General features: G+C 50.6%; 19 protein-coding genes and 5 tRNA genes. 15 read left to right on the top strand and 9 right to left on the bottom strand.

The window, feature by feature from the left end; translation table 11 throughout:
* Nucleotides 1-234: 234 nt before the first annotated feature.
* The 4 genes from UNDKW_RS15560 (at nt 235) to UNDKW_RS15545 (ending at nt 6,745) form a co-directional block, all read left to right on the top strand.
* Nucleotides 235-1,116: a DUF2167 domain-containing protein gene (locus UNDKW_RS15560; protein WP_232062991.1), complete on the top strand. Its 882-nt coding sequence runs from the start codon at nt 235-237 to the stop codon at nt 1,114-1,116.
* A 66-nt stretch (nt 1,117-1,182) separates the two neighbouring features.
* Nucleotides 1,183-1,914, top strand: coding sequence for a site-2 protease family protein (locus UNDKW_RS15555; protein WP_162059408.1), 732 nt, complete (start codon nt 1,183-1,185; stop codon nt 1,912-1,914).
* 430 nt (nt 1,915-2,344) lie between these two features.
* Nucleotides 2,345-3,682 (top strand): glucarate dehydratase, encoded by a 1,338-nt coding sequence (gene gudD, locus UNDKW_RS15550; protein ID WP_232062990.1) that lies wholly within the window; start codon nt 2,345-2,347, stop codon nt 3,680-3,682.
* A 69-nt stretch (nt 3,683-3,751) separates the two neighbouring features.
* Nucleotides 3,752-6,745: a sugar-binding domain-containing protein gene (locus UNDKW_RS15545; protein WP_232062989.1), complete on the top strand. Its 2,994-nt coding sequence runs from the start codon at nt 3,752-3,754 to the stop codon at nt 6,743-6,745.
* 62 nt (nt 6,746-6,807) lie between these two features.
* Here the strand turns inward: UNDKW_RS15545 and UNDKW_RS15540 are convergent, their stop codons facing one another.
* From UNDKW_RS15540 to UNDKW_RS15525, 4 genes are all read right to left on the bottom strand, one after another.
* Entirely contained in the window at nt 6,808-7,281 is a 474-nt protein-coding gene (locus UNDKW_RS15540) for a DUF2269 domain-containing protein (RefSeq protein WP_162041880.1), read from the bottom strand.
* A complete protein-coding gene (locus tag UNDKW_RS15535; protein ID WP_162059406.1) occupies nt 7,278-8,603 on the bottom strand; it encodes an SDR family oxidoreductase in 1,326 nt (441 codons plus the stop codon). The genes UNDKW_RS15540 and UNDKW_RS15535 overlap by 4 nt, the downstream gene beginning before the upstream one ends.
* Before the next feature lie 79 nt (nt 8,604-8,682).
* Entirely contained in the window at nt 8,683-9,120 is a 438-nt protein-coding gene (locus tag UNDKW_RS15530; RefSeq protein ID WP_162059405.1) for a thiol-disulfide oxidoreductase DCC family protein, read from the bottom strand.
* Nucleotides 9,121-9,244: 124 nt separating this feature from the next.
* On the bottom strand, nt 9,245-9,778 hold the full coding sequence (locus UNDKW_RS15525) for a GbsR/MarR family transcriptional regulator (protein WP_162041877.1): 534 nt from the start codon (nt 9,776-9,778) through the stop codon (nt 9,245-9,247).
* A gap of 117 nt (nt 9,779-9,895) precedes the next feature.
* Here UNDKW_RS15525 and UNDKW_RS15520 point away from each other — a divergent pair, with 117 nt between their 5' ends.
* From UNDKW_RS15520 to UNDKW_RS15510, 3 genes are read left to right on the top strand one after another with little or no spacing between them, the layout of a single operon-like run.
* A complete protein-coding gene (locus tag UNDKW_RS15520) occupies nt 9,896-10,495 on the top strand; it encodes a DUF924 family protein (protein ID WP_162059404.1) in 600 nt (199 codons plus the stop codon).
* Between the two features lie 40 nt (nt 10,496-10,535).
* Nucleotides 10,536-11,645 (top strand): hypothetical protein, encoded by a 1,110-nt coding sequence (locus UNDKW_RS15515; RefSeq protein WP_162059403.1) that lies wholly within the window; start codon nt 10,536-10,538, stop codon nt 11,643-11,645.
* A 17-nt stretch (nt 11,646-11,662) separates the two neighbouring features.
* A complete protein-coding gene (locus UNDKW_RS15510; protein WP_162059402.1) occupies nt 11,663-12,325 on the top strand; it encodes a phage tail sheath family protein in 663 nt (220 codons plus the stop codon).
* A 74-nt stretch (nt 12,326-12,399) separates the two neighbouring features.
* Here the strand turns inward: UNDKW_RS15510 and UNDKW_RS15505 are convergent, their stop codons facing one another.
* On the bottom strand, nt 12,400-13,086 hold the full coding sequence (locus UNDKW_RS15505; RefSeq protein WP_162059401.1) for a carboxypeptidase regulatory-like domain-containing protein: 687 nt from the start codon (nt 13,084-13,086) through the stop codon (nt 12,400-12,402).
* A 180-nt stretch (nt 13,087-13,266) separates the two neighbouring features.
* Here UNDKW_RS15505 and apbC point away from each other — a divergent pair, with 180 nt between their 5' ends.
* Nucleotides 13,267-14,355, top strand: coding sequence for an iron-sulfur cluster carrier protein ApbC (gene apbC, locus UNDKW_RS15500; protein ID WP_162059400.1), 1,089 nt, complete (start codon nt 13,267-13,269; stop codon nt 14,353-14,355).
* Between the two features lie 13 nt (nt 14,356-14,368).
* Nucleotides 14,369-15,466 (top strand): bifunctional diaminohydroxyphosphoribosylaminopyrimidine deaminase/5-amino-6-(5-phosphoribosylamino)uracil reductase RibD, encoded by a 1,098-nt coding sequence (gene ribD, locus UNDKW_RS15495; protein WP_162059399.1) that lies wholly within the window; start codon nt 14,369-14,371, stop codon nt 15,464-15,466.
* A gap of 93 nt (nt 15,467-15,559) precedes the next feature.
* Here the strand turns inward: ribD and UNDKW_RS15490 are convergent.
* The 3 genes from UNDKW_RS15490 to UNDKW_RS15480 all read right to left on the bottom strand — a co-directional run bounded on the left by UNDKW_RS15490 (nt 15,560) and on the right by UNDKW_RS15480 (nt 16,791).
* A tRNA-Pro gene (locus tag UNDKW_RS15490) sits at nt 15,560-15,636 on the bottom strand.
* Between the two features lie 103 nt (nt 15,637-15,739).
* Nucleotides 15,740-15,816, bottom strand: a tRNA-Pro gene (locus UNDKW_RS15485).
* A gap of 72 nt (nt 15,817-15,888) precedes the next feature.
* Nucleotides 15,889-16,791, bottom strand: a complete 903-nt coding sequence (locus UNDKW_RS15480) for a pseudouridine synthase (RefSeq protein WP_162059398.1) — start codon at nt 16,789-16,791, stop codon at nt 15,889-15,891.
* A 192-nt stretch (nt 16,792-16,983) separates the two neighbouring features.
* On the opposite strand from UNDKW_RS15480, the gene gltX reads away from it, so the two are divergent.
* From gltX to UNDKW_RS15455, 5 genes are all read left to right on the top strand, one after another.
* Nucleotides 16,984-18,378, top strand: a complete 1,395-nt coding sequence (gltX, locus tag UNDKW_RS15475) for a glutamate--tRNA ligase (protein ID WP_162059397.1) — start codon at nt 16,984-16,986, stop codon at nt 18,376-18,378.
* 64 nt (nt 18,379-18,442) lie between these two features.
* Nucleotides 18,443-18,518: transfer RNA gene (locus UNDKW_RS15470), tRNA-Ala, on the top strand.
* 31 nt (nt 18,519-18,549) lie between these two features.
* Nucleotides 18,550-18,625, top strand: a tRNA-Glu gene (locus tag UNDKW_RS15465).
* A 68-nt stretch (nt 18,626-18,693) separates the two neighbouring features.
* Nucleotides 18,694-18,769, top strand: a tRNA-Glu gene (locus UNDKW_RS15460).
* A 161-nt stretch (nt 18,770-18,930) separates the two neighbouring features.
* Nucleotides 18,931-19,350, top strand: coding sequence for a DUF1801 domain-containing protein (locus UNDKW_RS15455; protein ID WP_162059396.1), 420 nt, complete (start codon nt 18,931-18,933; stop codon nt 19,348-19,350).
* A 69-nt stretch (nt 19,351-19,419) separates the two neighbouring features.
* On the opposite strand, the gene UNDKW_RS15450 is transcribed toward UNDKW_RS15455, so the two are convergent.
* Complete coding sequence (locus UNDKW_RS15450; RefSeq protein WP_162059395.1) at nt 19,420-20,472, bottom strand: sulfate ABC transporter substrate-binding protein; 1,053 nt, start codon at nt 20,470-20,472, stop codon at nt 19,420-19,422.
* A gap of 248 nt (nt 20,473-20,720) precedes the next feature.
* Here UNDKW_RS15450 and UNDKW_RS15445 point away from each other — a divergent pair, with 248 nt between their 5' ends.
* Nucleotides 20,721-22,313, top strand: coding sequence for a thioredoxin family protein (locus UNDKW_RS15445; RefSeq protein WP_232062988.1), 1,593 nt, complete (start codon nt 20,721-20,723; stop codon nt 22,311-22,313).
* Nucleotides 22,314-22,346 lie beyond the last annotated feature (33 nt).

Raw genomic sequence — 22,346 nt, 5'->3', positions numbered from 1 at the left:
AGAGCTTTAGCTGAGGGTGCTATTTTAGCTCCTAAGAGCCTGGCCTGGATTTGATTTAGTCCAGTTTTCAAGGCATTATGCTTATCTTTATGGAAACTAAGTGTGTGTAAATGCACAATATCCATGAATCTGCAGTACTTGATCTGCAGTATTTAATTCAGCGCACTCAATAAATGATGACAAATGCCAGGATGCCAAATTGCTCATCAAAATATAAATTCACAGGGAATGAACATGATCGCCAAGCAGTTTTTAAAGTGGGTATTAGCCTTATTTGTTGCAGTCTTTAGCCATTTTGCTTACGCGCAAAATGCGGCTGCCGATGCAGAAGTGAAAGCAGCATTCGACGAAGCAAAAAAAGTCATGCAGGCAGGTCCGGCAGAAATCAAAATGATAGATCAGGCAGTATTGAAAGTGCCAGCCGGCCAGATTTTTATCCCCATGCCTGAGGCTGGCCGCATCATGCGTGCCATGGGCAATTCATCTGACCCCAGTTTGCTTGGTGCCATCTTCCCGGAAGAAGGACACTGGATGATTGTCGCGCGCTACCAAAAATCTGGTTATATCAAGGATGATGATGCCAAAGACTGGAATGCTGACGACTTGCTGAAAAGCTTAAAGGAAGGTACCGAACAGGGAAATAAAGAACGTGTACAGCGTGGTATTCCTGAAATGCAACTGGTGGGCTGGGCAGAAAAACCGAATTATGAAGCTGCAACCCACAGGCTGGTATGGTCCGCGATCACCAAGGATAAGCAGAGCAGCAGCGACAGGCAGGGCGTGAACTACAATACCTATGCGCTGGGCCGTGAAGGCTATATCAGCCTGAACCTGGTGACGGCATTGAACGATTTGCCACAACAAAAATCCATCGCCAAAGATTTATTGGGGCGTCTGGAATTTACAGACGGCAAGCGTTACAGCGATTTCAATATCAGTACCGACAAAGTAGCTGAGTATGGCCTGGCAGCTCTGGTTGCCGGTGTCGCTGCCAAAAAGCTGGGCCTGTTTGCCCTCATCTTTGCTTTCTTTGCCAAGTTTGCCAAACTGGCGCTGGTTGCCGTGGTAGGCTTGGGCGCCTTGATAGGCAAGCTGTTCGGCCGCAATAAAGCTTGAAGTTATAAAACTTCAAGTTATAGAGCTTGAAGAAGTCCAGGCCAAAATAAATAGGATGTAATAAAGATGATGAAGCTGCTGTTTCTGCTGTTTTCCGGCGTCAAGTTTGGCAAGTTGCTGACCACTGGCGGCACCATGATTGTTTCTGTCGCCCTTTACGCCTGGATATTTGGCTGGTGGTATGCGGTGGGGTTTGTCTTGCTCATGTTTGTGCATGAGTTGGGGCATTTTTTTGCTGCTCGTCAGCGTGGCTTGCGTGCGGGTTTGCCTACTTTTATCCCTTTTCTGGGAGCGTGGACTGAGATAAAGGATCAGCCTCACGACGCCGAGACCGAAGCATATATAGGCTTGGGCGGCCCTTTGGCAGGCACGGTTGCTTCGATTCTTTGCTATTTTCTCGCCCGCAATTACGATAGCGACTTATTGATGGCGGTAGCGTATTCGGGCTTCTTTTTGAATCTGTTCAATATGATACCGCTGTCGCCTTTTGACGGTGGCCGCATCACTGCCGTGCTGACGCCGCGCATCTGGTTTGTCGGCGTACCCGTCTTGCTGGCTTTGTTCTATTATCGCCCCAGCCCCATGCTGATCATCATTGGTTTATTGGCCTGGCCACAATTGTGGCGTGCCTGGAAATATGATCCTCAGGCGGAAGAGAACAAGGCTTACTACAATATGTCTGGTGAGGTGCGTTTCACCTATGCGGCTTATTATCTGATCTTGCTGGGCTTTCTGGCGGTAATGACGAATGATGTGCACGAGTTGGTGCAGGCGGCACGTCAGGTCAAAGGGATTTAGTTTATTGTTCTGCAAGCATTGCTGGTCAAAGGCGGGTCTGAGTAATGATTCCGCCTGCTTCTGTATCTTCCCATCTTACCATCCTCCTGGACTTGCTCATGCTTGCTGGCAGTATGCATGAATTTACTCTTCCATTGACGCTTCCCTTTAGCTGAATGATGGTGCTTATTGCGCTACCATTTTTCGTCTAAATCTCAGATGAAAAAGCAATTTTCTCAAAATTTTTCCATGCTTGTAAAAATAATCATGTGCTTGATTGATGTAAAAATCAATTGCTGAATCTGTCATTTTCATAGGAGGAATGCGTACAGAATCCCATTTTTCACACCATTCTGTTGATGGTATCTGGTCTTGACCTCTTGTTTTGATAGCGCTACCATTTTCATCAATACGCTAAGCTTAAGTTGTCACTTTTTTGATGAAAAGAACCATGCCTAATCCATCACGTACGCCTGTCCTCGTCAATTTACAAGTCATCCCGGTTGCCGGGCATGACAGCATGTTGCTTAATCTCAGTGGTGCACACGGCCCATTTTTTACCCGCAATATTGTGATACTCAGCGATAGTCTGGGTAATACCGGTGTTGGTGAGGTGCCAGGTGGCGAAGCGATACGGCAGACCATACTTGATGCGCGTGATTTGCTGATGGGTAGAGGTATCGGTGATTATCAAGGTATATTGAACCGGGTGCGGGATGCTTTTGCACACCGGGATAGTGGCGGGCGCGGCAAGCAGACTTTTGATTTGCGCATCGCCGTGCATGCTGTCACAGCACTTGAATCTGCCTTGCTGGATTTGCTGGGCAAGTTCCTGGATGTACCAGTCGCTGCGCTGCTCGGCGAAGGGCAACAGCGTAGTGCTGTAAAAATGCTGGGCTACCTGTTTTTTGTCGGTGACCGCAGACTCACTGAACTTCCCTACATCAGCAACCGCGATGCCGACGATGACTGGCTGCGCTTGCGCCATGAAGCAGCCATGACCCCGCAAGCGATTGTGAAGCTGGCCGAAGCTGCCTATAAACGTTATGGCTTTAACGATTTCAAACTCAAGGGTGGTGTTTTGCGTGGTGAAGATGAAATGGAAGCCGTTACTGCGCTGGCCGAACGATTTCCACAAGCGCGCATTACGATTGACCCCAATGGCGGCTGGTTACTCCAAGATGCCATACGCCTGTGTCGCGACAAGGCAGATGTACTGGCTTATGCAGAAGACCCTTGTGGCGAAGAAGGCAGTTTCTCTGGCCGTGAAGTCATGGCTGAATTCAAGCGGGCAACAGGTTTGTCAACTGCCACCAATATGATCGCCACTGACTGGCGCGAACTTGATCATGCAGTGCGTTTGCAGGCAGTGGATATCCCTTTGGCTGATCCACATTTCTGGACTATGCGCGGGGCCGTCAGGGTTGCTCAGTTATGCCAGCAATGGGGGCTGACCTGGGGCTCGCATTCCAATAATCATTTCGATATTTCGCTCGCGATGTTTACGCATGTGGCCGCTGCAGCACCTGGTGACATCACGCCAATTGATACTCACTGGATATGGCAAGATGGCCAGCGCCTGGGCAAGCAGCCTTTGCAAATCATTGATGGCATGGTGCAGGTACCGCAAACGCCAGGCCTGGGTGTAGAGCTGGACATGGCCGAAGTGGAGCGTGCGCATCGCCTGTATCGCAGCATGGGCCTGGGTGCGCGTGACGATGCAGTGGCAATGCAGTACCTGATACCCGGCTGGAAGTTTGACCGTAAAAGACCTTGCATGTTGCGTTAATGCGCATCGCTGTTTCATATTCTGCACCGACAATTTGTGCTGACTTCAACCATTGATGGGTAGATATCCATGCGAACATCTCGATTATTCATGCCAGTTCTGAATGGCTTCCTCTTCCTGTTTATGAGTTTGTCTGCGCATGCGCTGCAAGCAGCACAGACTAGTCCAGCTATGCCGACGCGCAGCGTCTATGACTTTAACCCTGGCTGGAAACTATTTGTCGGCGATGCACCGGGCGCAATCAGCCCCGCATACGATGATGCCAGTTGGAAGTCCATTACTTTGCCACATGCATGGAACGAAGATGAAGCATTTAAAAAGGACATCGCCGATCTTTCGACTGGCATTGCCTGGTATCGCAAGCGTTTCCGTTTGCCTGCGGGGGCTGTTGCTGGCAAGGTTTTCCTGGAGTTTGAAGGCGTGCGGCAGGCGGCAGAGGTGTTTGTGAATGGCAAATCCGTCGCCTTGCATGAAAACGGCGTCATGGCTTTTGGCGTCGATATCAGTGAGGCTGTGACTACGGGTGAAAACACCATTACAGTGCGCACCGACAATGCCTGGGATTACCGTGAAAAAGCGACTAACCAGCGCTACCAATGGTCGAACAATAATTTCAATGCGAATTACGGTGGCATCCCCAAAAATATCCGCCTGCATCTGAGTGGCCGTCTGTATCAGACCTTGCCCTTATATTCCAATCTGGGTACTACCGGCACTTACATCTATGCGCAGGATTTTGATGTGGCTGGCAAGGCCGCCACAATTACTGCAGAGTCCCAGGTCAGGAATGAAACGGGGGTAGCCAGCAAGCTTGTCTATGAAGTTGTCATCACTGATCTGGATGGCAAAAAAGTCGCTGCATTTGCCAGCCCGGCCCTAACTATAGACGCCGGACAGACTGCGAATGTCAAAGCCGCAGCACGCGTAGGCAAGCTGAATTTCTGGAGCTGGGGTTATGGCTATCTCTACGATGTCAGCACAACGCTGAAAGTGAATGGCCGCGCTGTGGATACCGTACATACCCGCACCGGTTTTCGCAAAACTGAATTCGCGAATGGCATGATCAAACTGAATGACCGTGTACTGCAAATGCACGGCTATGCACAACGTACTTCGAATGAGTGGCCAGCAGTTGGCATGTCGGTGCCACCCTGGTTAAGCGACTATAGCAATCAATTGATGGTAGCAAGCAATGGCAACCTGGTGCGCTGGATGCACGTGACACCATGGAAGCAGGATGTGGAATCTGCCGACAGGGTAGGGCTGATACAAGCCATGCCGGCTGGTGACTCTGAAGCCGATGTCGATGGTCGCCGCTGGGAACAGAGAGTGGCTTTGATGCGGGATGCCGTCATTTATAACCGCAATAATCCCAGCATCCTGTTCTATGAATCCGGTAACAAGGGCATCAGCGAAACTCATATGCGCGAGATGAAGGCCATACGTGACCAGTATGATCCGTATGGCGGTCGTGCCGCTGGCAGCCGGGAAATGCTGAACAGCCAGGTGGCAGAATATGGTGGTGAAATGCTCTACATCAACAAGAGCGCCAGACTGCCATTCTGGGCCATGGAATATTCGCGTGATGAAGGCTTGCGAAAATACTGGGATAACTATACTGCACCGTATCACAAGGATGGTGATGGTCCTCTGCACAAAGGGCAGGATGCAAGCATCTACAACCGCAATCAGGACTCACACGCCATAGAAAATGTACAGCGCTGGCATGACTATTGGCGCGAACGACCGGGCACCGGCAGGCGTGTCAGCAGCGGCGGTGTCAATATTGTTTTCTCTGACACCAATACCCATCATCGCGGTGCTGAAAATTATCGACGTAGTGGCGAAGTTGATGCCATGCGCATCCCCAAAGACGGCTTTTATGCGCATCAGGTTATCTGGGATGGCTGGGTGGATGTAGAACAGCCACGCATACATATCATAGGCCACTGGAATTACACGCCAGCGACCACCAAGGCGATAACAGTGGTGTCCAGTGCAGATGCAGTGGAACTGTTCCTGAATGGTAAATCCCTGGGCAGAGGTGAGCAGAGTTCACGCTTCCTGTTCAGCTTCAAGGACGTAAGCTGGCAGGTCGGTGAGTTGCGCGCCGTTGGCTATGCTGCAGATGGCAACAAGCTTTGTGAAACCGTATTGAAAACAGCGGGTGAACCGGTGGCTTTGCGCCTGAGTGTCAAAGCTGCGCCAACTGGCTGGCGTGCCGATGGCGCGGACCTGGCGTTGGTTGAGGTGGAAGTCATAGACGCAAACGGCCAGCGCAATCCTGTGGCATTGAATCTGGTTGATTTCAAACTGGATGGCCCGGCAGAATGGCGCGGCGGTATTGCGCAAGGTGAAAATAATTTCATCTTGTCTTCCAGTTTACCGGTCGAGGGTGGTGTCAATCGCGTGCTGTTACGCAGTACTACCAAAGCAGGGAAAATACGTCTGACCGCCACCACCGCAGGCTTGCGATCAGCTAGTCTGGAAATGACTACAAAACCGGTCAGAGTGGATGCCGGTCTGGGTACACAACTGGCCAGCGCGCAATTGCCTTCCTACCTGGGACGTGGCCCGACACCGCTTACTCCTTCATTCAAGGCATCGCGCCTGGCGATGGATATTGCCAAGGTCACAGCGGGTAGCAATGCCGACACTACCACCAGGTCCTTTGATGACGATGAAACCACCGCCTGGCATAGCAGCAGTGTGCCTGGTGAAGCATGGATAGCCTATGAGCTGGTTCGCCCTGCCACACTGACCGAAGCCGTTTTCAAATTCACTGGCTGGCGTGAGCGCAGCTACCCCATACGCATCAGCGTTGATGGCAAGCTGGTCTACGAGGGTTTGACACCCAAGAGCCTGGGCTATGTCAGCCTGCCTTTGAAAGCGGTACAGGGCAGTGTCGTCAAAGTCGAATTGACCGGTATTGCAAGTGACAGCGACAAGGCATTTGCCATGCAAGAGGTCGCCAATCAAAAGAATACGGATACCGGTGCCAAAGTTGTCGCCAAAGGAGCGCTGTCGATTATTGAGGCAGAATTCTATGAGGCGCTGCATTAAATAGTGAGGGCAGCCAGTCTGTTGCCGTCAGCAGGCTGGCTATATTTGGATGTCTCCAGTTATTAAAAACTGGGCTTGTTCACCATCAGGAAATAAACACCTATCATGGCGATGAATGCAGGGTAGCCCAGCCATTCCCATATCTTTGCATAGCGCCAGTACAGCTCTGGCAGCACAGTCGTGTTGTTGGCATCTGCAACTTCGAGCATGGCTTTCATGCGTATTTGCAGCCATACCACAGGCAACCAGCAGGCACCGGCAAACAGGTACAAGACAAAGGACCACATGATCCAGGGTGTGCTCAAGGGCCAGCCTGCCATGTGCACCATGGCAAAGCCGGTCAGTGGCTGGATGATTACGGCAGGTGTGGTAAAGCACCAGTCAGCCAGTACGACCAGCCGTGCAACCACGACTTGTGCCTTGAATTGCCTGCTGCGATTGGTGAAAAACATATAAAACGCCGAGCCAAAACCGGTACCAACCAGTAAGACAGAAGACAGGACATGCAGGGTTTTAAGCAAGAGATAGGTGTTCATTTTGTGTCTTTTCGTGTGTCTGTTTGATGAGCAAATAAATAAGCGAGTAAAGCCAGGATAGGAAGGTTTTTCAGAACCGGGCCAAATGGATGTAAATAATATTCAGGCGAGTAAATCGCAATGATGCCGCTATAACCGACAATCAGGGCAATTTGCATCAGCCATAAAATGCGTCTTGGCCAGAGCAGGGTAGCCAGACCCAGACACAAATCAAGGGTCGATGCGGCCATCAGCATGAACATCGCAGGTGCCCCGCTGAGTCCTAAAGGCTGCAATAAAGCCAGACTGCCAGAGATCGGGTAAAGACCAAACGATACAGCCGCAGTGACAAACCAGACCAGGGCCAGTGCATAGCGAAATAATGGCAGGCTCCAGCCTGCAATCGCGCTGCTGGCGAGCATATGGTCAGGGATGCCCGTGAACCAGTCTTTATGCGATTTTGCTGGCCTGCCCAGATGTGTTGCAAAGCTCGTGGCATCGGCTACATTGTCTTGTTCCAGCATGCGTAAACTATCTGGTGTCAGCAGATTTTGCGGCAACAGTGTGGCCGCACTGGCAGCGAAACGCATCACAGGCATGGGGATAGAAAACATGTATTGTGCAGGCATGCCCATGGCTGATCGATAAATTTCCAGCATGCCCCGGTAAGACATGGCTTGCGGGCCAACGGCATTCAAGACCATGCTATGACGGTTTTCATCTGCAAGCCAGAGCGCGATTGCCGCGCACAAGTCATCTACATGAACGGGTTGTACTTGTTGCTCACCACGCCCCGGCAAGCCAAGCACAGGTAAGCTGGTCATGCCCCGGAATAACTGGCTACTACCACCATCAATGCCAACCACCAAAGAAGGGCGCAGGATCAGGTAGCTGAGGCCACCAGGGCCGATATCCATGAGTACCTTGTCAGCAGCGCGCTTGCTGCGCATATAGCCCGTCATGGTTTCAGGATGTTCAGCCTCGTTCGTACCACCGAGGGCAGATATTTGTACGACTGCTTTGACGCCACATCTGTCTGCTGCATAAAACAAGGCAGCAGGTGCATCTCGATGGATGGCATCAAAACTTAATTCTGGTGTTTCATTGAGTATGCCGACGGCATTGATGATGACATCAATTTGCCCAAGGCTGCGCAGACGTTTTTCCCAGATGGCTGGCTCGGTATCCTGCGCATAATTGATCGCTATTTCTTCAGGATCAGTCAGGCGTTCAGGCAGTTTGGGTTGGCGTACGCCATGCCAGACTTCATGCCCGGCGTCTTGCAAAACATGGCTGATATGGCGGCCTAAAAAACCTCGGGCGCCGCAGATAAGAATTTTCATGATCTTGTTCTTGTAAGGGCTTACGCAACATTGTCCGGGCCAGGCGCTGCACTGCAACTGTGCCGGTTTTGCGTAAATTCTATTTGATGTTGCAGCGCCCTTCTTTACATGCGCGGCTCCGTTTTTCAGCGCGTCTTGCAGCAATGCGCAAGATGGAATCGGCAAATACTTCAGAAACCCAGTGACGGTTTTTGGCGAAATGCTCATAGCCCCAGTTGCAGATGGGTTTGAGTATGGGCCAATTGCTGAATGCCGTCAGCCAACCCAGACCAGCGGCGCGATAGGCGAGGTGTATGACTTCTACACCAGTCACGACTGTGCCATCGGGTTTGATGCCATGGATGACGCGCATCACTTCTGTCAAACTCACGCCATATTTTGCGACATCAAAACCAGGCGCTGAAGCATCAATGAAATTTAATTTATTCAATTGATCGCGCTCACGCAAATTGTCCATCTCCAGCTTGCAGACAGGGCAGGATGCGTCATACAAAACGGTCAGTGGATAGTCGCTCATTTTAGTCTTTCTCAATTTTAACTTTTATTTCTGATATTTCTGTCTAAACAGAAATTTATCTTCAAAAAAAATGCCTGAGCATTTTTTCTTGTGCGAATCAGATGGCAAACTTATTACAGCAAGCTTATTGCTTGTCATCCCCGCGCACAAATTTTTGTACTGCCGCACCCATCTTCAAGAGCTTCATCAGGGTATTTGGTTCCAGCCTCAGCATTTCATCGGTCCAGGTGGTGACAGTCTTCATCAGCGCCAGGGTTTCTGCTATACGCAACTGCGTGGCCTTGTCTTCCTGATCCAGTTCCGGGCTATCCAGACATTGCTGCAGGGTAGCGATGGTAGGATTGAATTCTCTTTCCTTGCGTTCACGTACTACCGTGCGGAACAATTCCCAGACATCCAGCGAAGTTTCATAATGCGCCCTGCGGTCACCCATGACATGCGCCAGTTTTACCAGCTTCCAGTTTTGCAGCTCTTTGAGCGAATTGGAGACATTCGATCTTGCTACACCCAAGGTGTCCGCAATTTCTTCTGCCTGCATGGGGCAACCGACGATATACAGCAGAGCATGTATCTGGCTTACGGTACGGTTAACACCCCATAAGGTGCCCATTTCGCCCCAGTGCAGGATAAATTTTTGTTTGACGGGTGTAAGTTCCATGAGCACAGTGTAGTTAATTCCTTTATTTCAGTCAAGACAGAAATAAAAGAATTATTAATTTCCTTAATGAAAAGATAAAATTGCTCACAATGAAGCTTAAATCTGAGGGGCGCATAGATGGATGATGTACATGCAGTATTAAATTTCTGGTTTGGCCTGGATGTCGACGATGCAAAGACTGCGCAATCCCAGGCCAAGCTATGGTGGTCCAAGAGCGATGACCTGGATGCTGCAATCAGGGACGGTTTTGCCAACCTCACCGAGCAAGCCATACAGGGGGAATTGTCGGGCTGGGAAAATACCGCCGAGGGCAGACTGGCGCTGATTATTCTTTGTGATCAGTTCCCCAGGAATATGTACAGGAACCTGCCTGAATCTTTTGCCTATGATGCGCAGGCCAGGCTTTACTGTGAGGCAGGGCTGCAATTGCAGGCAGACCGTCAGTTGCGCCCCATACAAAGAGTATTCTTTTATCTGCCACTCGAACACTCAGAGTCGCTGGCAGATCAGGACAAATCGGTTGCTTTGTATGACGCATTGCGGCGCGAGGTGCCAGAAGCACAGCGCGAGACTTTTGATGGCTTTTATAAATTCGCGATAAAGCACCGTGCGATTATTGGACGCTTTGGTCGTTTCCCGCACAGGAATGCGATACTCGGACGTACATCTACTGCGGATGAGCTGGCATTTTTAGCTGGACCCGGCTCATCATTTTAAAGCCGGAATTATCAGGCACACTACCAGGGAGTATCCAGGCATGATAGAACAACGCGCAACACCAGGTGTTTATGTCACGGAAGTGGATGGTTTTTCCAGTACCGTGGTGGCAGTGCCCACCGGTATTCCGGTATTTCTTGGCTATACAGAAAAAAACGGCGCCAAGGCAGCCAATGCAACTCTGCCGGTACGCATTTCGTCCCTGGCCGAGTACATTGATATCTTTGGTGCTGCTCCACAGATAGAGTATGACTACGTCAGCAATAGCCAGGCAACACCGCCATACCAGGCCAATAATGCTGCTCCGGCTTTTGGCCTGTACTTTGGCCTGGAATTGTTTTTCAATAATGGTGGCGGGATTTGCTATGTACTTTCTCTTGGTACGTATGATGAGGTGATTGCTGCTGGCGCCTTTGGCAAAGACGCGTATACCAACGCTCTGCCCATAGCTTCTGGCTGCACAGAAGCCGATTTGCTGGTCATGCCAGATGCTGTGCATCTCAGTCTCGATGACTGGGCCAGCGTGTCGCAACTGGCATTGCAAAGCTGTGAGCAATCGCAACATCTCATGTGCGTGCTGGACGTGCGCAATGGCTATTTGCCTGCGGATGGCACTGCGCAAGATCCCATCACAGGTGGTACGGGTAGTGGTGGTTTTTACAGGATTGCCGGGCTCGGCGAAGAGTTCAATAAATATGGTGTCAGTTATTATCCCTGGCTGAACACGAATATCGTCAGCATGAGTGATATCGACTACAGATGGATTTCAGCCACCACCTTGGCTCTACTGGTGGCAGATTTGACGACGGAAGCACCCACTTTATTTCCACCCTCTGCAACGGATGCGCCAGCGCCCAGGTTGCAGTCTTATCTCAGTATTGTCAGCTCGTTGACTCAGGCAGGTGATGCAGTGGCAGTGCGTCAGCGCCATCAAAGCCTGATGGCAGTATCACCTCTGTATCAAACCTGCATGAACAATATCGCTACCAGCGTTAACCTGTTACCACCAGCTGCAGCGATGGCTGGCGTATATGCACGTACAGACCATACTTTTGGCGTTTTTCAGTCGCCCGCCAATTATTTCCACCCTCTGCAACGGATGCGCCAGCGCCCAGGTTGCAGTCTTATCTCAGTATTGTCAGCTCGTTGACTCAGGCAGGTGATGCAGTGGCAGTGCGTCAGCGCCATCAAAGCCTGATGGCAGTATCACCTCTGTATCAAACCTGCATGAACAATATCGCTACCAGCGTTAACCTGTTACCACCAGCTGCAGCGATGGCTGGCGTATATGCACGTACAGACCATACTTTTGGCGTTTTTCAGTCGCCCGCCAATACAACCATCATCAATGCCATTTCTCCTGTAGTAACGATTAGCGACCAGGAGCAGGGCAGCTTGAATGTACCCTTGAATGGCCTGGCCGTGAATGCGATACGCATGTTTCCCAACTATGGCTTGTTGGTCTGGGGCGCCCGTACCCTGGCGGGGAATAGCGATGACTGGCGCTATATCAGTGTCAGGCGTACGGCGATGATGATAGAGCAATCGGTTAAAGCTGCCTTGCAGGCCTATGTATTTCAGGCTAACGATAATCTGACCTGGACCAGCGTGAGTGCCGTCATCAGCAATTTCTTGAATGCGCAATGGAAGTACGGTGCACTGGTTGGCAGTAAACCAGCGGATGCATATAGTGTCAGTGTAGGGTTGGGAACTGCCATGACAGCCCAGGACATACTTGACGGCGTGATGAATGTCACGGTCATGGTCGCGCTCGTGCATCCTGCAGAATTTATCGTACTGACTTTTCAGCAGCAAATGCAGACCAGCTAAGGCGTGATTAAGCGCTCATTAAGTTGATTACGATTGCCTGGCGCAATGCCAGGCAATCTGCAAATTGCAGGCAATCAGTCATAACCAAATGTCGCACTCTTGCTCAAGTTGCGGGGTGCTGGCGGTGCCTTGGGCACGAAATTGAACTGAAATTTGACATTGGTTGGCCCATCATTGGCCACTTGCACGGTTTGTGCCAAGGGTTCGCCAAACATATTCGGTGCCCAGGCTTTGACTTCATATTTACCTGCTGGCAGATTGTTAAGGGCGACACTGCCCGATGCATCAGTCCTGGAAAAATATGGTGTATCAACCACATAAATATAACCGCGCATCCAGTCGTGGAAGTGGCAAACCAGGGCTACTTCACCCGCTTTATCAAACAGGATAGGCGCAGGTTCTTCTTTCTTGCTGTTCACGCGCAATTCAAAGGTCTTTGCAGGAGAAAATGATTTCAGGTGATGCTCGTGATTATCCTTGTTGGGAAAACGCACCTGTGTGCCGCTGCGTATGACAGTCAGGAAGGGGCTGAAGGCATAATTTTCTTGTGCCACCACACTGGTTTCGCCCGGTTTTTTGGCGGGAGATGGGGTGTCCAGCGGCGTTGCGAACAGAACAGCATTGCCCATGGCTTGCCCGTTCTTGTCGGTCAAATGCCCCACCAGCAAGCCAGCCTGGGCAGTTAGTGAATAACTGAGCAATCCCAAAACAGATAATGGCAGGCGGAATTTGCGGGGCGGCAGTTTTGCTTGGATTTGCATCAATTTCTCCTGATTTTCTTATAAAAACAAATGAGCGCAGGGCTATTATGCTTGAACTTTATTTGGCAAAGGAGTTTGTATCTTCTCAAGATGCACCCTTACAACAAGCCTATCAGCAAGGGTATTGCAGCCCAGACGCACAAATTGCGCTAGACTTGCAGGATATCTATGGAGAATTGCATGAGTATTACAGTTGACGACATTAAAGCCGCATTGGCAAAAGTGACAGACCCAAACACGAATAAAGACCTGATAACGACTAAATCAGTAAAAAATATCAAGATAGAAGGCGCAGATGTGAGCCTGGATGTTGAACTGGGTTACCCGGCCAAAAGCCAGTTTGAAATGATGCGCGCTGCCGTAGTTGCAGCCATTGCTGCCCTGCCTGGTGTGAGCAAGGTCAGTGTCAATGTGAGTTCAAAAATCATTGCGCATGCGGTGCAGCCTGGTATCAAGCTCATGCCCAAGGTCAAGAACATTATTGCAGTTGCCTCTGGCAAGGGCGGGGTCGGCAAATCGACCACCGCTGTGAATCTGGCGCTGGCGCTGGCTGCAGAGGGTGCGGCGGTCGGTATTCTGGATGCCGACATCTACGGCCCTTCGCAACCCATGATGATGGGTATTTCTGGTCGCCCTGAAACGGTCGACGGTAAAACCATGGAGCCATTGGAAAACCATGGTCTGCAGGTATCCTCTATCGGTTTTATGATAGACCCGGATGAACCCATGGTCTGGCGTGGTCCCATTGTTACCCAGGCCCTGCAGCAATTGCTGGGGCAAACCAATTGGCGTGACCTGGATTATCTCATCGTTGATATGCCACCAGGTACGGGTGATGTGCAACTGACTCTATCGCAAAAAGTGCCGGTGACTGGCGCCATTATTGTGACAACGCCACAAGATATCGCCTTGCTGGATGCGCGCAAGGGACTCAAGATGTTTGAAAAAGTCGGTATCCCTATCCTGGGCATCGTCGAAAACATGAGCATCCATATCTGCTCCAACTGTGGTCATGCCGAGCATATTTTTGGCGAGGGCGGTGGTCAGAAAATGTGCGCCGATTTTGGCGTCGATTTCCTCGGTGGCCTGCCTTTGACGATGAGCATACGCCAGCAAGCTGATTCTGGTACACCTACCGTGGTTGCCGAACCTGATGGGCAAATCGCCGGTCTGTATAAAGACATCGCCCGCAAGGTTGCCATCAAGGTTGCGGAAAAGGCCAAGGACATGACCAGCAAATTCCCCACCATCACCATACAAAATACCTGAGGTGCAGGCGAGTATGGATAAGCAGGCTGATTATGCTTACATGCAGCAAGCGCTGGAGCTGGCCAGACGCGCGACCATAGAAACTTCACCCAACCCCAAAGTGGGTTGCGTGATAGTGCGTGATGGTCAGGTGCTGGGGCAGGGCTGGACGCAGCCAGTAGGGCAGGCGCATGCTGAGGTGCAGGCCTTGCGTGACGCCGCCGCAAAAGGCCATGATGTGCGTGGCGCTACAGCCTATGTCACGCTGGAACCATGTAGCCATTTTGGCCGTACACCACCTTGTGCAAACGGTTTGCGTGATGCCGGTATTGCGCGTGTGGTCGCTGCCATGCAGGATGCCAATCCACAAGTAGCAGGGCGCGGTTTAAGTATCTTACGGGAAGCTGGTGTTGAAGTTGAGTGTGGTACTTTTCCTGATCTCGCCTTGCAGGCACGCGAATTGAACATAGGTTTTTTCCAGCGCATGGAAACCGGCAAGCCCTGGGTCAGGATGAAAGTTGCCGGTAGCCTCGATGGCATCACCGCCTTGAGCAATGGCCAAAGCCAGTGGATTACCGGGTCAGCAGCCAGGCGGGACGGTCATCAATGGCGGGCGCGTGCTGATGCGATTTTGACTGGGATAGGTACCGTGCTGGCAGATGACCCCATGATGAATGTCCGCGGCGTAGACACGCCACGTCAGCCACAAAAAATCATTGTTGACTCCCATCTGCGCATGTCGCCACAAGCCAAAGTGTTGCAAGGCGGGGCCTTGATTGTCTGTGCTGAGCCTGATGCTGAAAAACAGGTGCAACTGGAACAGGCCGGGGCAGAAGTGATTTGCTTGCCAGGTGCAAATCAGCAAGTCGATTTGCCCGCCCTGATGCAAGAACTGGGACGCAGGCAAATCAATGAATTGCATGTGGAAGCAGGCGCGACTCTGAACGGTGCATTGATTGCGCAAGGCTGTGTCAATGAATTATTGCTGTACCTGGCGCCCAAGCTGTTGGGTAGTGGAGCTGGTTTATTTAATTTACCTGAATTGACACATGTGGATCAGGCGAGTGTTTTGCAATTTCACGAAATCAGCCAAGTGGGTGATGATTTGCGGGTACTGGCTCGCTTGAAATAAATCATTTATATGTGAAGCAAAAATATGTGAAACCGGAAAATGTAAAGCAGAAAAGAAAAAAGGATCGTTGAATTATCAACGATCCTTTTTAACTGGTCGGAGTACAAGGATTCGAACCTTGGACCCCCTGCTCCCAAAGCAGGTGCGCTACCGGGCTGCGCTACACTCCGAAAAACTGGTCTGTCATTTATTATTTTAGGCGATTCAACTTAAAACTTCCAAGAAATGAATCTACCGAAATAAAAGGGACCGTCGCTGACGATCCCTGCAATCTGGTCGGAGTACAAGGATTCGAACCTTGGACCCTCTGCTCCCAAAGCAGATGCGCTACCGGGCTGCGCTACACTCCGAAGACCGCAATATTACCGCTTTAGAGACTTGCTGTCAACCCGTTTGCCCGTACATCCCTCTATGGCAGTCGTTCATAATGACTTTTTACTTTCAAAATAGCGTTGCTTGCCGGTAAGTGGATCATCGAAACAAATGGATTTTGCCAGCAACTGCAAGGGCGCCGAAAAATCATCTGTCTTGCAGGGCAGGGCGACTGGATAAAATGCATCGTTAAGAATGGGCGTACCCAGGCTGCTCATGTGCAGGCGTAATTGATGCTTTCTACCAGTCACAGGCTGCAATTGATAAAGGCTATATTCACCACGCCTTTCCTTGATGTCGATCAGGGTTTCTGAGTTTGGCATGCCTGCCACTTCACGCATGACAAAGAACTTGTCGGCTTCTTCCATGCGGCTGCGATGGCGTAGCGGGAAAACCAGTTCTGGCAAATGCTTCGCAATGGCGTGATAGGTCTTTGCCATGCTTTTGCGCTGAAACAGGGATTGATACTGCCCGCGGGTGGCTGGATTGTGTGAAAACAGCATGACGCCTGCGGTTTCCCTGTCCAGCCTGTGTATGGGGGTCAGATCCATCAGGCCAGTATTTTTCTTTAGTCTGACCAGCAGGGTTTCCCGCAAAAATCGACCAGATGGAATGACTGGCAGGAAGTGCGGTTTATCGACCGCCAGCAAATGCTCATCCTGGAACAGGATTTCTTCATGAAACGGGATAGGTGTTTCATTCTCGATTTCACGGTAGTAGTAAATACACATGCCGCGTTTGACAGCGCTATCTGCAAGCAGGACTTTGCCGTGTTGATCAACGACCTCTTGTCTTCCCAGGCGTGCTTGCCAGATGCTTGCACTCACATCCGGGAAATGAGCTTGCAAAAAACTGAAGACATTGTTCCAATGGCCTTCTGGTATCCAGATATAGCTGGGCGCGATGCCGTCGCGTACTGGCAAAGGCAGGGACGGGGGAGGCTGGGCTTGCATATCTGTTGCTTTATCCGGGTGTTTGTTTTCGCCGCCATACTATCACGCAGGCTTCATTCCAGAGTTCAGTGGGGCGCCCTACGTCATGAAACTATCCGTCCTGGATGTTAAAACGGTAAAATGCTGGTTTTAACCATTATCGCGTTCTTGTATGTCAGCTGCATCGACAGCAGGGCGCAGGCTAGTGATCTCATGACTGTACGTACCCGTTTCGCCCCCAGCCCTACCGGCTATCTCCACGTTGGCGGTGCCCGCACTGCTTTGTTCAGCTGGGCATTTGCCCGTCATTTTGGTGGCACTTTCGTGCTGCGCATAGAAGATACCGATCTTGAACGCTCGACGCCAGAAGCTGTGCAAGCCATTCTTGATGGCATGAACTGGCTGGGCTTGCATCATGACGAGGGCCCTTACTATCAAATGAAGCGCATGGAGCGCTACAGCGAAGTGCTGGCCGACATGCTGGCAAAAGGTACTGCCTATTACTGCTACTCCTCGCAGGAAGAAGTTGAAGCCATGCGTGAACGTCAGCGTGCAGCAGGTGAAAAACCGCGTTACGACGGCACCTGGCGTCCCGAAGCTGGCAAGACTTTGCCTGCGATTCCGGCGGACCGCAAACCGGTAATACGTTTCAAAAACCCGCTGGATGGCGAAGTCAGTTGGCTGGATGTCGTCAAGGGGCAAATCACCATAGCCAACCGTGAGCTCGATGACCTGGTCATCGCCCGCCCCGATGGCACACCTACCTATAACTTCTGCGTGGCAGTCGATGACTGGGACATGCAAATCACCCACGTTATCCGTGGTGATGATCATGTCAATAACACACCGCGCCAGATCAATATCCTGAACGCACTTGGCGCGACTCTGCCGCATTATGGTCATTTGCCTATGATCTTGGGCCCTGATGGCCAAAAACTGTCCAAGCGTCATGGCGCTGTCAGTGTGATGGAATATCCCAAGCAAGGTTATCTGCCTGAAGCCATGCTGAATTATTTGGCGCGCCTGGGCTGGAGCCATGGTGATGATGAGATATTCTCCATGGAGCAAATGTGCAGCTGGTTTGATTTAAGCCATTTATCTGGTTCTGCTGCCCAGTTCAATCCTGAAAAACTGGCCTGGATCAATAACCACTACATCAAGGCCGCTGACAATGTGCGCCTGGCAGGTTTGATCAAACAGCAAATGCTGGATGACGGTGCACAGTTTGATAATGCACCCGCACTGGAAGCCGTAATCGCGCTGTTGAAAGAACGCACAAATACCACAGTAGAGCTGGGACAGGCTGCCATGCTGTTCTATCGTCAGCCAGCAGCAGATCCGGCATTGTTGACCCAGCATGTGACTGAGGCAATCTTGCCAGCCCTGCGCCAATACGCCGAGCTTTGCAAAACCGTGGAATGGAACAAGGCAGCCCTGTCTGCCGCCATGAAACAAACCTTGGCCGACTTCTCACTGAAGATGCCGCAACTGGCCATGCCTTTACGCCTGCTGCTGACAGGTCAATTGCAAACGCCATCTATCGATGCCGTCATCGAGTTGTTCGGCCGTGAAGTCGTTACGCAGCGCCTAAGTGTAATTGCAGGCTAGAAAGTCTGGGGGCTTTACATCTGACGATGTATCCCCTATAATCTTGTTTCTGTTCTGCAGCGTCGGGGGTATAGCTCAGCTGGGAGAGCGCTTGCATGGCATGCAAGAGGTCAGCGGTTCGATCCCGCTTACCTCCACCAAATAAAGTGGCAGAGCAGAACATTACTTGTTGTCCCCATCGTCTAGAGGCCTAGGACATCACCCTTTCACGGTGAGTACAGGGGTTCGAATCCCCTTGGGGACGCCAATAAACTTTATTATTTATTGTGGGCAGCAAGTAATTTACGATTTAGGTCAGCAACACGGACAGAATCTGTCCCCATCGTCTAGAGGCCTAGGACATCACCCTTTCACGGTGAGTACAGGGGTTCGAATCCCCTTGGGGACGCCAGTAAGTTCTCGTTAAGAGAGTGAAAAAAGCCTTGAGAAATCAAGGCTTTTTTTGTTTTTGCGGTATGCTTTTCTATTCAGTTTATTTCAGCTACGTATTTTGACTATATTATTTCGATAATAAGCATTCAACATGATGTGTCAGCGAGGATGAGGGCGGAAATGGGTAAAATAAAAAATCCCCAGGTCGCAAAAGTATTCAACAACTATCCGTCGCACCTACGGCAAAAGCTGATGCTCCTGCGGCAGTTGGTATTGGATGTCGCATCGGAACATAAAATTTCTGACACGCTGGAAGAAACCCTGAAGTGGGGTGAACCGAGTTATCTAACGAAGACTGGCAGCACCGTCAGAATAGATTGGAAGAGTTCGGCGCCAGAACAATACGCCATGTATTTTCATTGTCAGACCAGGCTGCTTGATACATTCAAAGAGCTTTACAGCGATAAGCTAAAGTTTGAAGGTAATCGTGCCATTATTTTTCATCAGGATGATGAAATCCCAATTGATGAAGTGAAGCACTGTATTCTATTGTCTCTGACTTATCACGACAGAAAACATCTCACCATGCTGGGTATATGAGCAAAACATAGATAGATGTTTTACCTGGATGATTTCTGTCGTGCCGTCTATCTTGGGTTTAATGCAAACCTATTTTTTTACATAGATGCGGTCAAACTCCCCGCCATCATCAAAGTGTTTTTTTTGCGCCTGCTTCCAGCCGCCGAAAACATCATCGACAGTAAACAAATTCACGGGTTTGAAAGAGGCTGCATATTTTTTTGCTGCGATTTCTGAGCGTGGGCGCAGGTAGTGTTTGGCGATCAGATCCTGGCCAGCTTCGGTATAGAGGAACTGCAAATAGGCTGTGGCGATTTTGCGGGTACCCAGTTTGTCGACTACCTTATCTACCACCGCAACTGGAGACTCTGCCAGGATAGAGATTTTTGGATAGACGACTTCAAAGTTGTCACCAAATTCCTGACGTACGAGTTGCACTTCATTCTCAAAGGTTACCAGTACATCACCAATTTCACGCTGGGTGAAGGTGGTGGTGGCACCGCGTCCACCGCCATCAAGTACCGGTACATTCTTGAACAGGTTTTCTACCAGTTGGCGTGCCTGAGCTTCAGTACCACCAGCCTTGATGATTGAGCCCCAGGCTGCCAGGTAGCTGTAACGGCCATTACCTGAGGTTTTTGGATTGGGGATAATGACTTTCAAGCCGGGTTTGCCAAGGTCTTCCCAACTGGCGATGTGCTTGGGATTGCCCTTGCGCGTCAGGAACACCATGGTTGAATAAAACGGTGCTGCATTATTTGGGAATTGTTTGGCCCAGTCTTGTGGCAGCAGGCCCTTGTCTGCGAGGATGTCGATATCATTGGCCTGGTTCATGGTCACGACCGAGGCTTCCAGCCCATCAATCACCGAGCGCGCCTGTTTGCTGGAACCACCGTGGGATTGGTTAACACTGATGCTTTCGCCGGTTTTCTTTTTCCAGTCTGCGACAAAGGCGGGATTGATGTCCTTGAATAACTCCCTGGTCACGTCATAGGATGCATTCAGTATGCCGGTGGCAGCTTGTGCCGTGCTGTAAAAAGCAAGCAGGCTGACACTGGCAATCAGCAATGCGGCGGCGAAAGACGTGCGGCGCTGACGTTGGCGGGTTTTGATTAATTGTTTTATATGTGCGATTTTGCTCATTTTTTACTCTCGGTTTGCAGATCGTCCATCTTGCGCAAAAATGCCAGACTTGTGAACGATGATATTTTTACTTGCTTAGACGCATAAGGCATAAGCGACATGGCATGAGCGGGCCAGGTATTTCTTGCTGGAGAAAAACAAATATGCATACTCAAAATTAGTCTGATAACAGCTTGCGTCCGCTGTACTGCAAAGACACTAAATTTGCTACACTGAGTCTCTTGATATATTTATCCAGGTCAAAACCGATGAAAATGACTACTCCCCTGATGGCAGCCCTGTTGGCTGCAAGCACCTCAATTTCACTGACTGTCATGACTGCATTGCCCGCACAGGCGGCGGATAGCAAGGCGGCCAGCGCCTCTGCACATGCAGCCAATGCCGCGCAGGGTGGTATAGACTGGCGCAAGGACAATAATGTGGATGCGGCTTTTGCCCAGGCCAAGACCAGCAACAAACCCCTGTTTTTATATTGGGGTGCAATCTGGTGCCCGCCTTGTAACCAGGTAAAGGCGACAATTTTCAATCGCCAGGAATTCATCGATAAATCACGTCATTTCATTCCGGTATATCTGGATGGCGATACCCCGGGTGCACAAAAATTTGCATCGCAATTCAAGGTGCGTGGTTATCCGACCATGATCTTGTTTAAACCTGACGGCACAGAGATCACCCGTTTGCCCGGTGAAGTTGATTCTGAACGTTATCTGCAAGTGCTGACCCAGGCTTTGAATACCACGCTGTCTGTGCAAGACACCATGAAGCTGGCACTGGCGGGTAATAAGAATCTCAAGGATGAGGATTGGAGCCTGCTGGCCGATTATTCATGGGACGATCCTGAGCAAAAACTGGTGCCCGGCAAAGAGCTGGTGGCGACTTTGCTCAAGCTGTCTGAACTGAGCCCGGCTGGTTTGCATGCCACACGTTTGTACCTACGTGGTATTTACGCAGCAGCGACAGCCAAGCCAGGCCAGACATTGCCAAACATAGACAAGGCCCAGGCAACAGATAAAGTCTTGAAAGCCATCAATGACCCCAAAACAGCACGCGACAATATGGATTTGCTGAGCAATGCCGCCGGCGAAATCACCGAGTTTCTGACTGTCGCCAAATCTGAACCACGCAACAAGCTGGTACGTGCCTGGAATGCGGCCGTAGTCAAGCTGGCTGATGATGCCACGATTTCCAAGACCGACAGGTTGGGTGCAGTTGGTGCCCAGGTTGCTCTGGCCAGTCTGGATAATGCCAAGCCAGAAGCGGCTTTGCAAAAGGATGTGCAAAAGCGTGTAGCTGCGATAGAGCAGGCTACTACCGATGCCTATGAGCGGCAGTCTGTCGTCAATGCTGCCGCCCATGCTCTGGGTGATGCTGGTTTGCTTGATGATTCTGACAGCTTGCTAAAGGCTGAACTCAAGCGTTCACATTCACCTTACTATTTCATGTCCACCCTGGGTTCCAATGCCAAGAAGCGTGGTGACAAAGTGGCGGCAGCCAACTGGTATGAGCAAGCCTATAACGCCGCTAAGGGCCCGGCCACCCGTTTGCAATGGGGTTCCAACTATGTCAGCAGCCTGGTAGAACTGGCACCAAATGATGATGCGCGTATAGAAAAAGCCGTGCAAAGTGTCTTTGGTGAAGCTGCAAAAGTAGATAATGCCTTCTATGAGCGCAACCGCGCGTATCTGGAAAAAATGGGTAAAAAACTCATAGACTGGAATAAGGAAGGCAAGCACCAGGTCGCTTACCAGAAAGCCCGTAGTCAGCTTGATGGCATCTGCGGCAAGCTGCCCGCGAATGACCCGCAAAAAGCAGTTTGCCAGGGTGTGCTTAATAAATCCTGATACATAAATCTTGATACATAAATCTTGATACAT

This window comes from Undibacterium sp. KW1 (assembly GCF_009937955.1).
Lineage (GTDB): Bacteria > Pseudomonadota > Gammaproteobacteria > Burkholderiales > Burkholderiaceae_D > Undibacterium.
This window is presented reverse-complemented; position numbering and strand designations above follow the sequence as displayed.

What these genes read in the sequence shown, in the direction of transcription:
- UNDKW_RS15525 (WP_162041877.1), bottom strand. Translation starts at nt 9,778, where the DNA reads ATGGAACTTACACCCGTCAAACAAAAATTTATCCTGCACTGGGGCGAA.
- UNDKW_RS15555 (WP_162059408.1), top strand. Translation starts at nt 1,183, where the DNA reads ATGATGAAGCTGCTGTTTCTGCTGTTTTCCGGCGTCAAGTTTGGCAAG.
- UNDKW_RS15450 (WP_162059395.1), bottom strand. Translation starts at nt 20,472, where the DNA reads ATGAGCAAAATCGCACATATAAAACAATTAATCAAAACCCGCCAACGT.
- UNDKW_RS15445 (WP_232062988.1), top strand. Translation starts at nt 20,721, where the DNA reads ATGAAAATGACTACTCCCCTGATGGCAGCCCTGTTGGCTGCAAGCACC.
- UNDKW_RS15515 (WP_162059403.1), top strand. Translation starts at nt 10,536, where the DNA reads ATGATAGAACAACGCGCAACACCAGGTGTTTATGTCACGGAAGTGGAT.
- gltX (WP_162059397.1), top strand. Translation starts at nt 16,984, where the DNA reads ATGACTGTACGTACCCGTTTCGCCCCCAGCCCTACCGGCTATCTCCAC.
- UNDKW_RS15540 (WP_162041880.1), bottom strand. Translation starts at nt 7,281, where the DNA reads ATGAACACCTATCTCTTGCTTAAAACCCTGCATGTCCTGTCTTCTGTC.
- UNDKW_RS15455 (WP_162059396.1), top strand. Translation starts at nt 18,931, where the DNA reads ATGGGTAAAATAAAAAATCCCCAGGTCGCAAAAGTATTCAACAACTAT.
- UNDKW_RS15545 (WP_232062989.1), top strand. Translation starts at nt 3,752, where the DNA reads ATGCGAACATCTCGATTATTCATGCCAGTTCTGAATGGCTTCCTCTTC.
- apbC (WP_162059400.1), top strand. Translation starts at nt 13,267, where the DNA reads ATGAGTATTACAGTTGACGACATTAAAGCCGCATTGGCAAAAGTGACA.
- UNDKW_RS15520 (WP_162059404.1), top strand. Translation starts at nt 9,896, where the DNA reads ATGGATGATGTACATGCAGTATTAAATTTCTGGTTTGGCCTGGATGTC.
- UNDKW_RS15530 (WP_162059405.1), bottom strand. Translation starts at nt 9,120, where the DNA reads ATGAGCGACTATCCACTGACCGTTTTGTATGACGCATCCTGCCCTGTC.
- ribD (WP_162059399.1), top strand. Translation starts at nt 14,369, where the DNA reads ATGGATAAGCAGGCTGATTATGCTTACATGCAGCAAGCGCTGGAGCTG.
- UNDKW_RS15560 (WP_232062991.1), top strand. Translation starts at nt 235, where the DNA reads ATGATCGCCAAGCAGTTTTTAAAGTGGGTATTAGCCTTATTTGTTGCA.
- gudD (WP_232062990.1), top strand. Translation starts at nt 2,345, where the DNA reads ATGCCTAATCCATCACGTACGCCTGTCCTCGTCAATTTACAAGTCATC.
- UNDKW_RS15535 (WP_162059406.1), bottom strand. Translation starts at nt 8,603, where the DNA reads ATGAAAATTCTTATCTGCGGCGCCCGAGGTTTTTTAGGCCGCCATATC.
- UNDKW_RS15480 (WP_162059398.1), bottom strand. Translation starts at nt 16,791, where the DNA reads ATGCAAGCCCAGCCTCCCCCGTCCCTGCCTTTGCCAGTACGCGACGGC.
- UNDKW_RS15505 (WP_162059401.1), bottom strand. Translation starts at nt 13,086, where the DNA reads ATGCAAATCCAAGCAAAACTGCCGCCCCGCAAATTCCGCCTGCCATTA.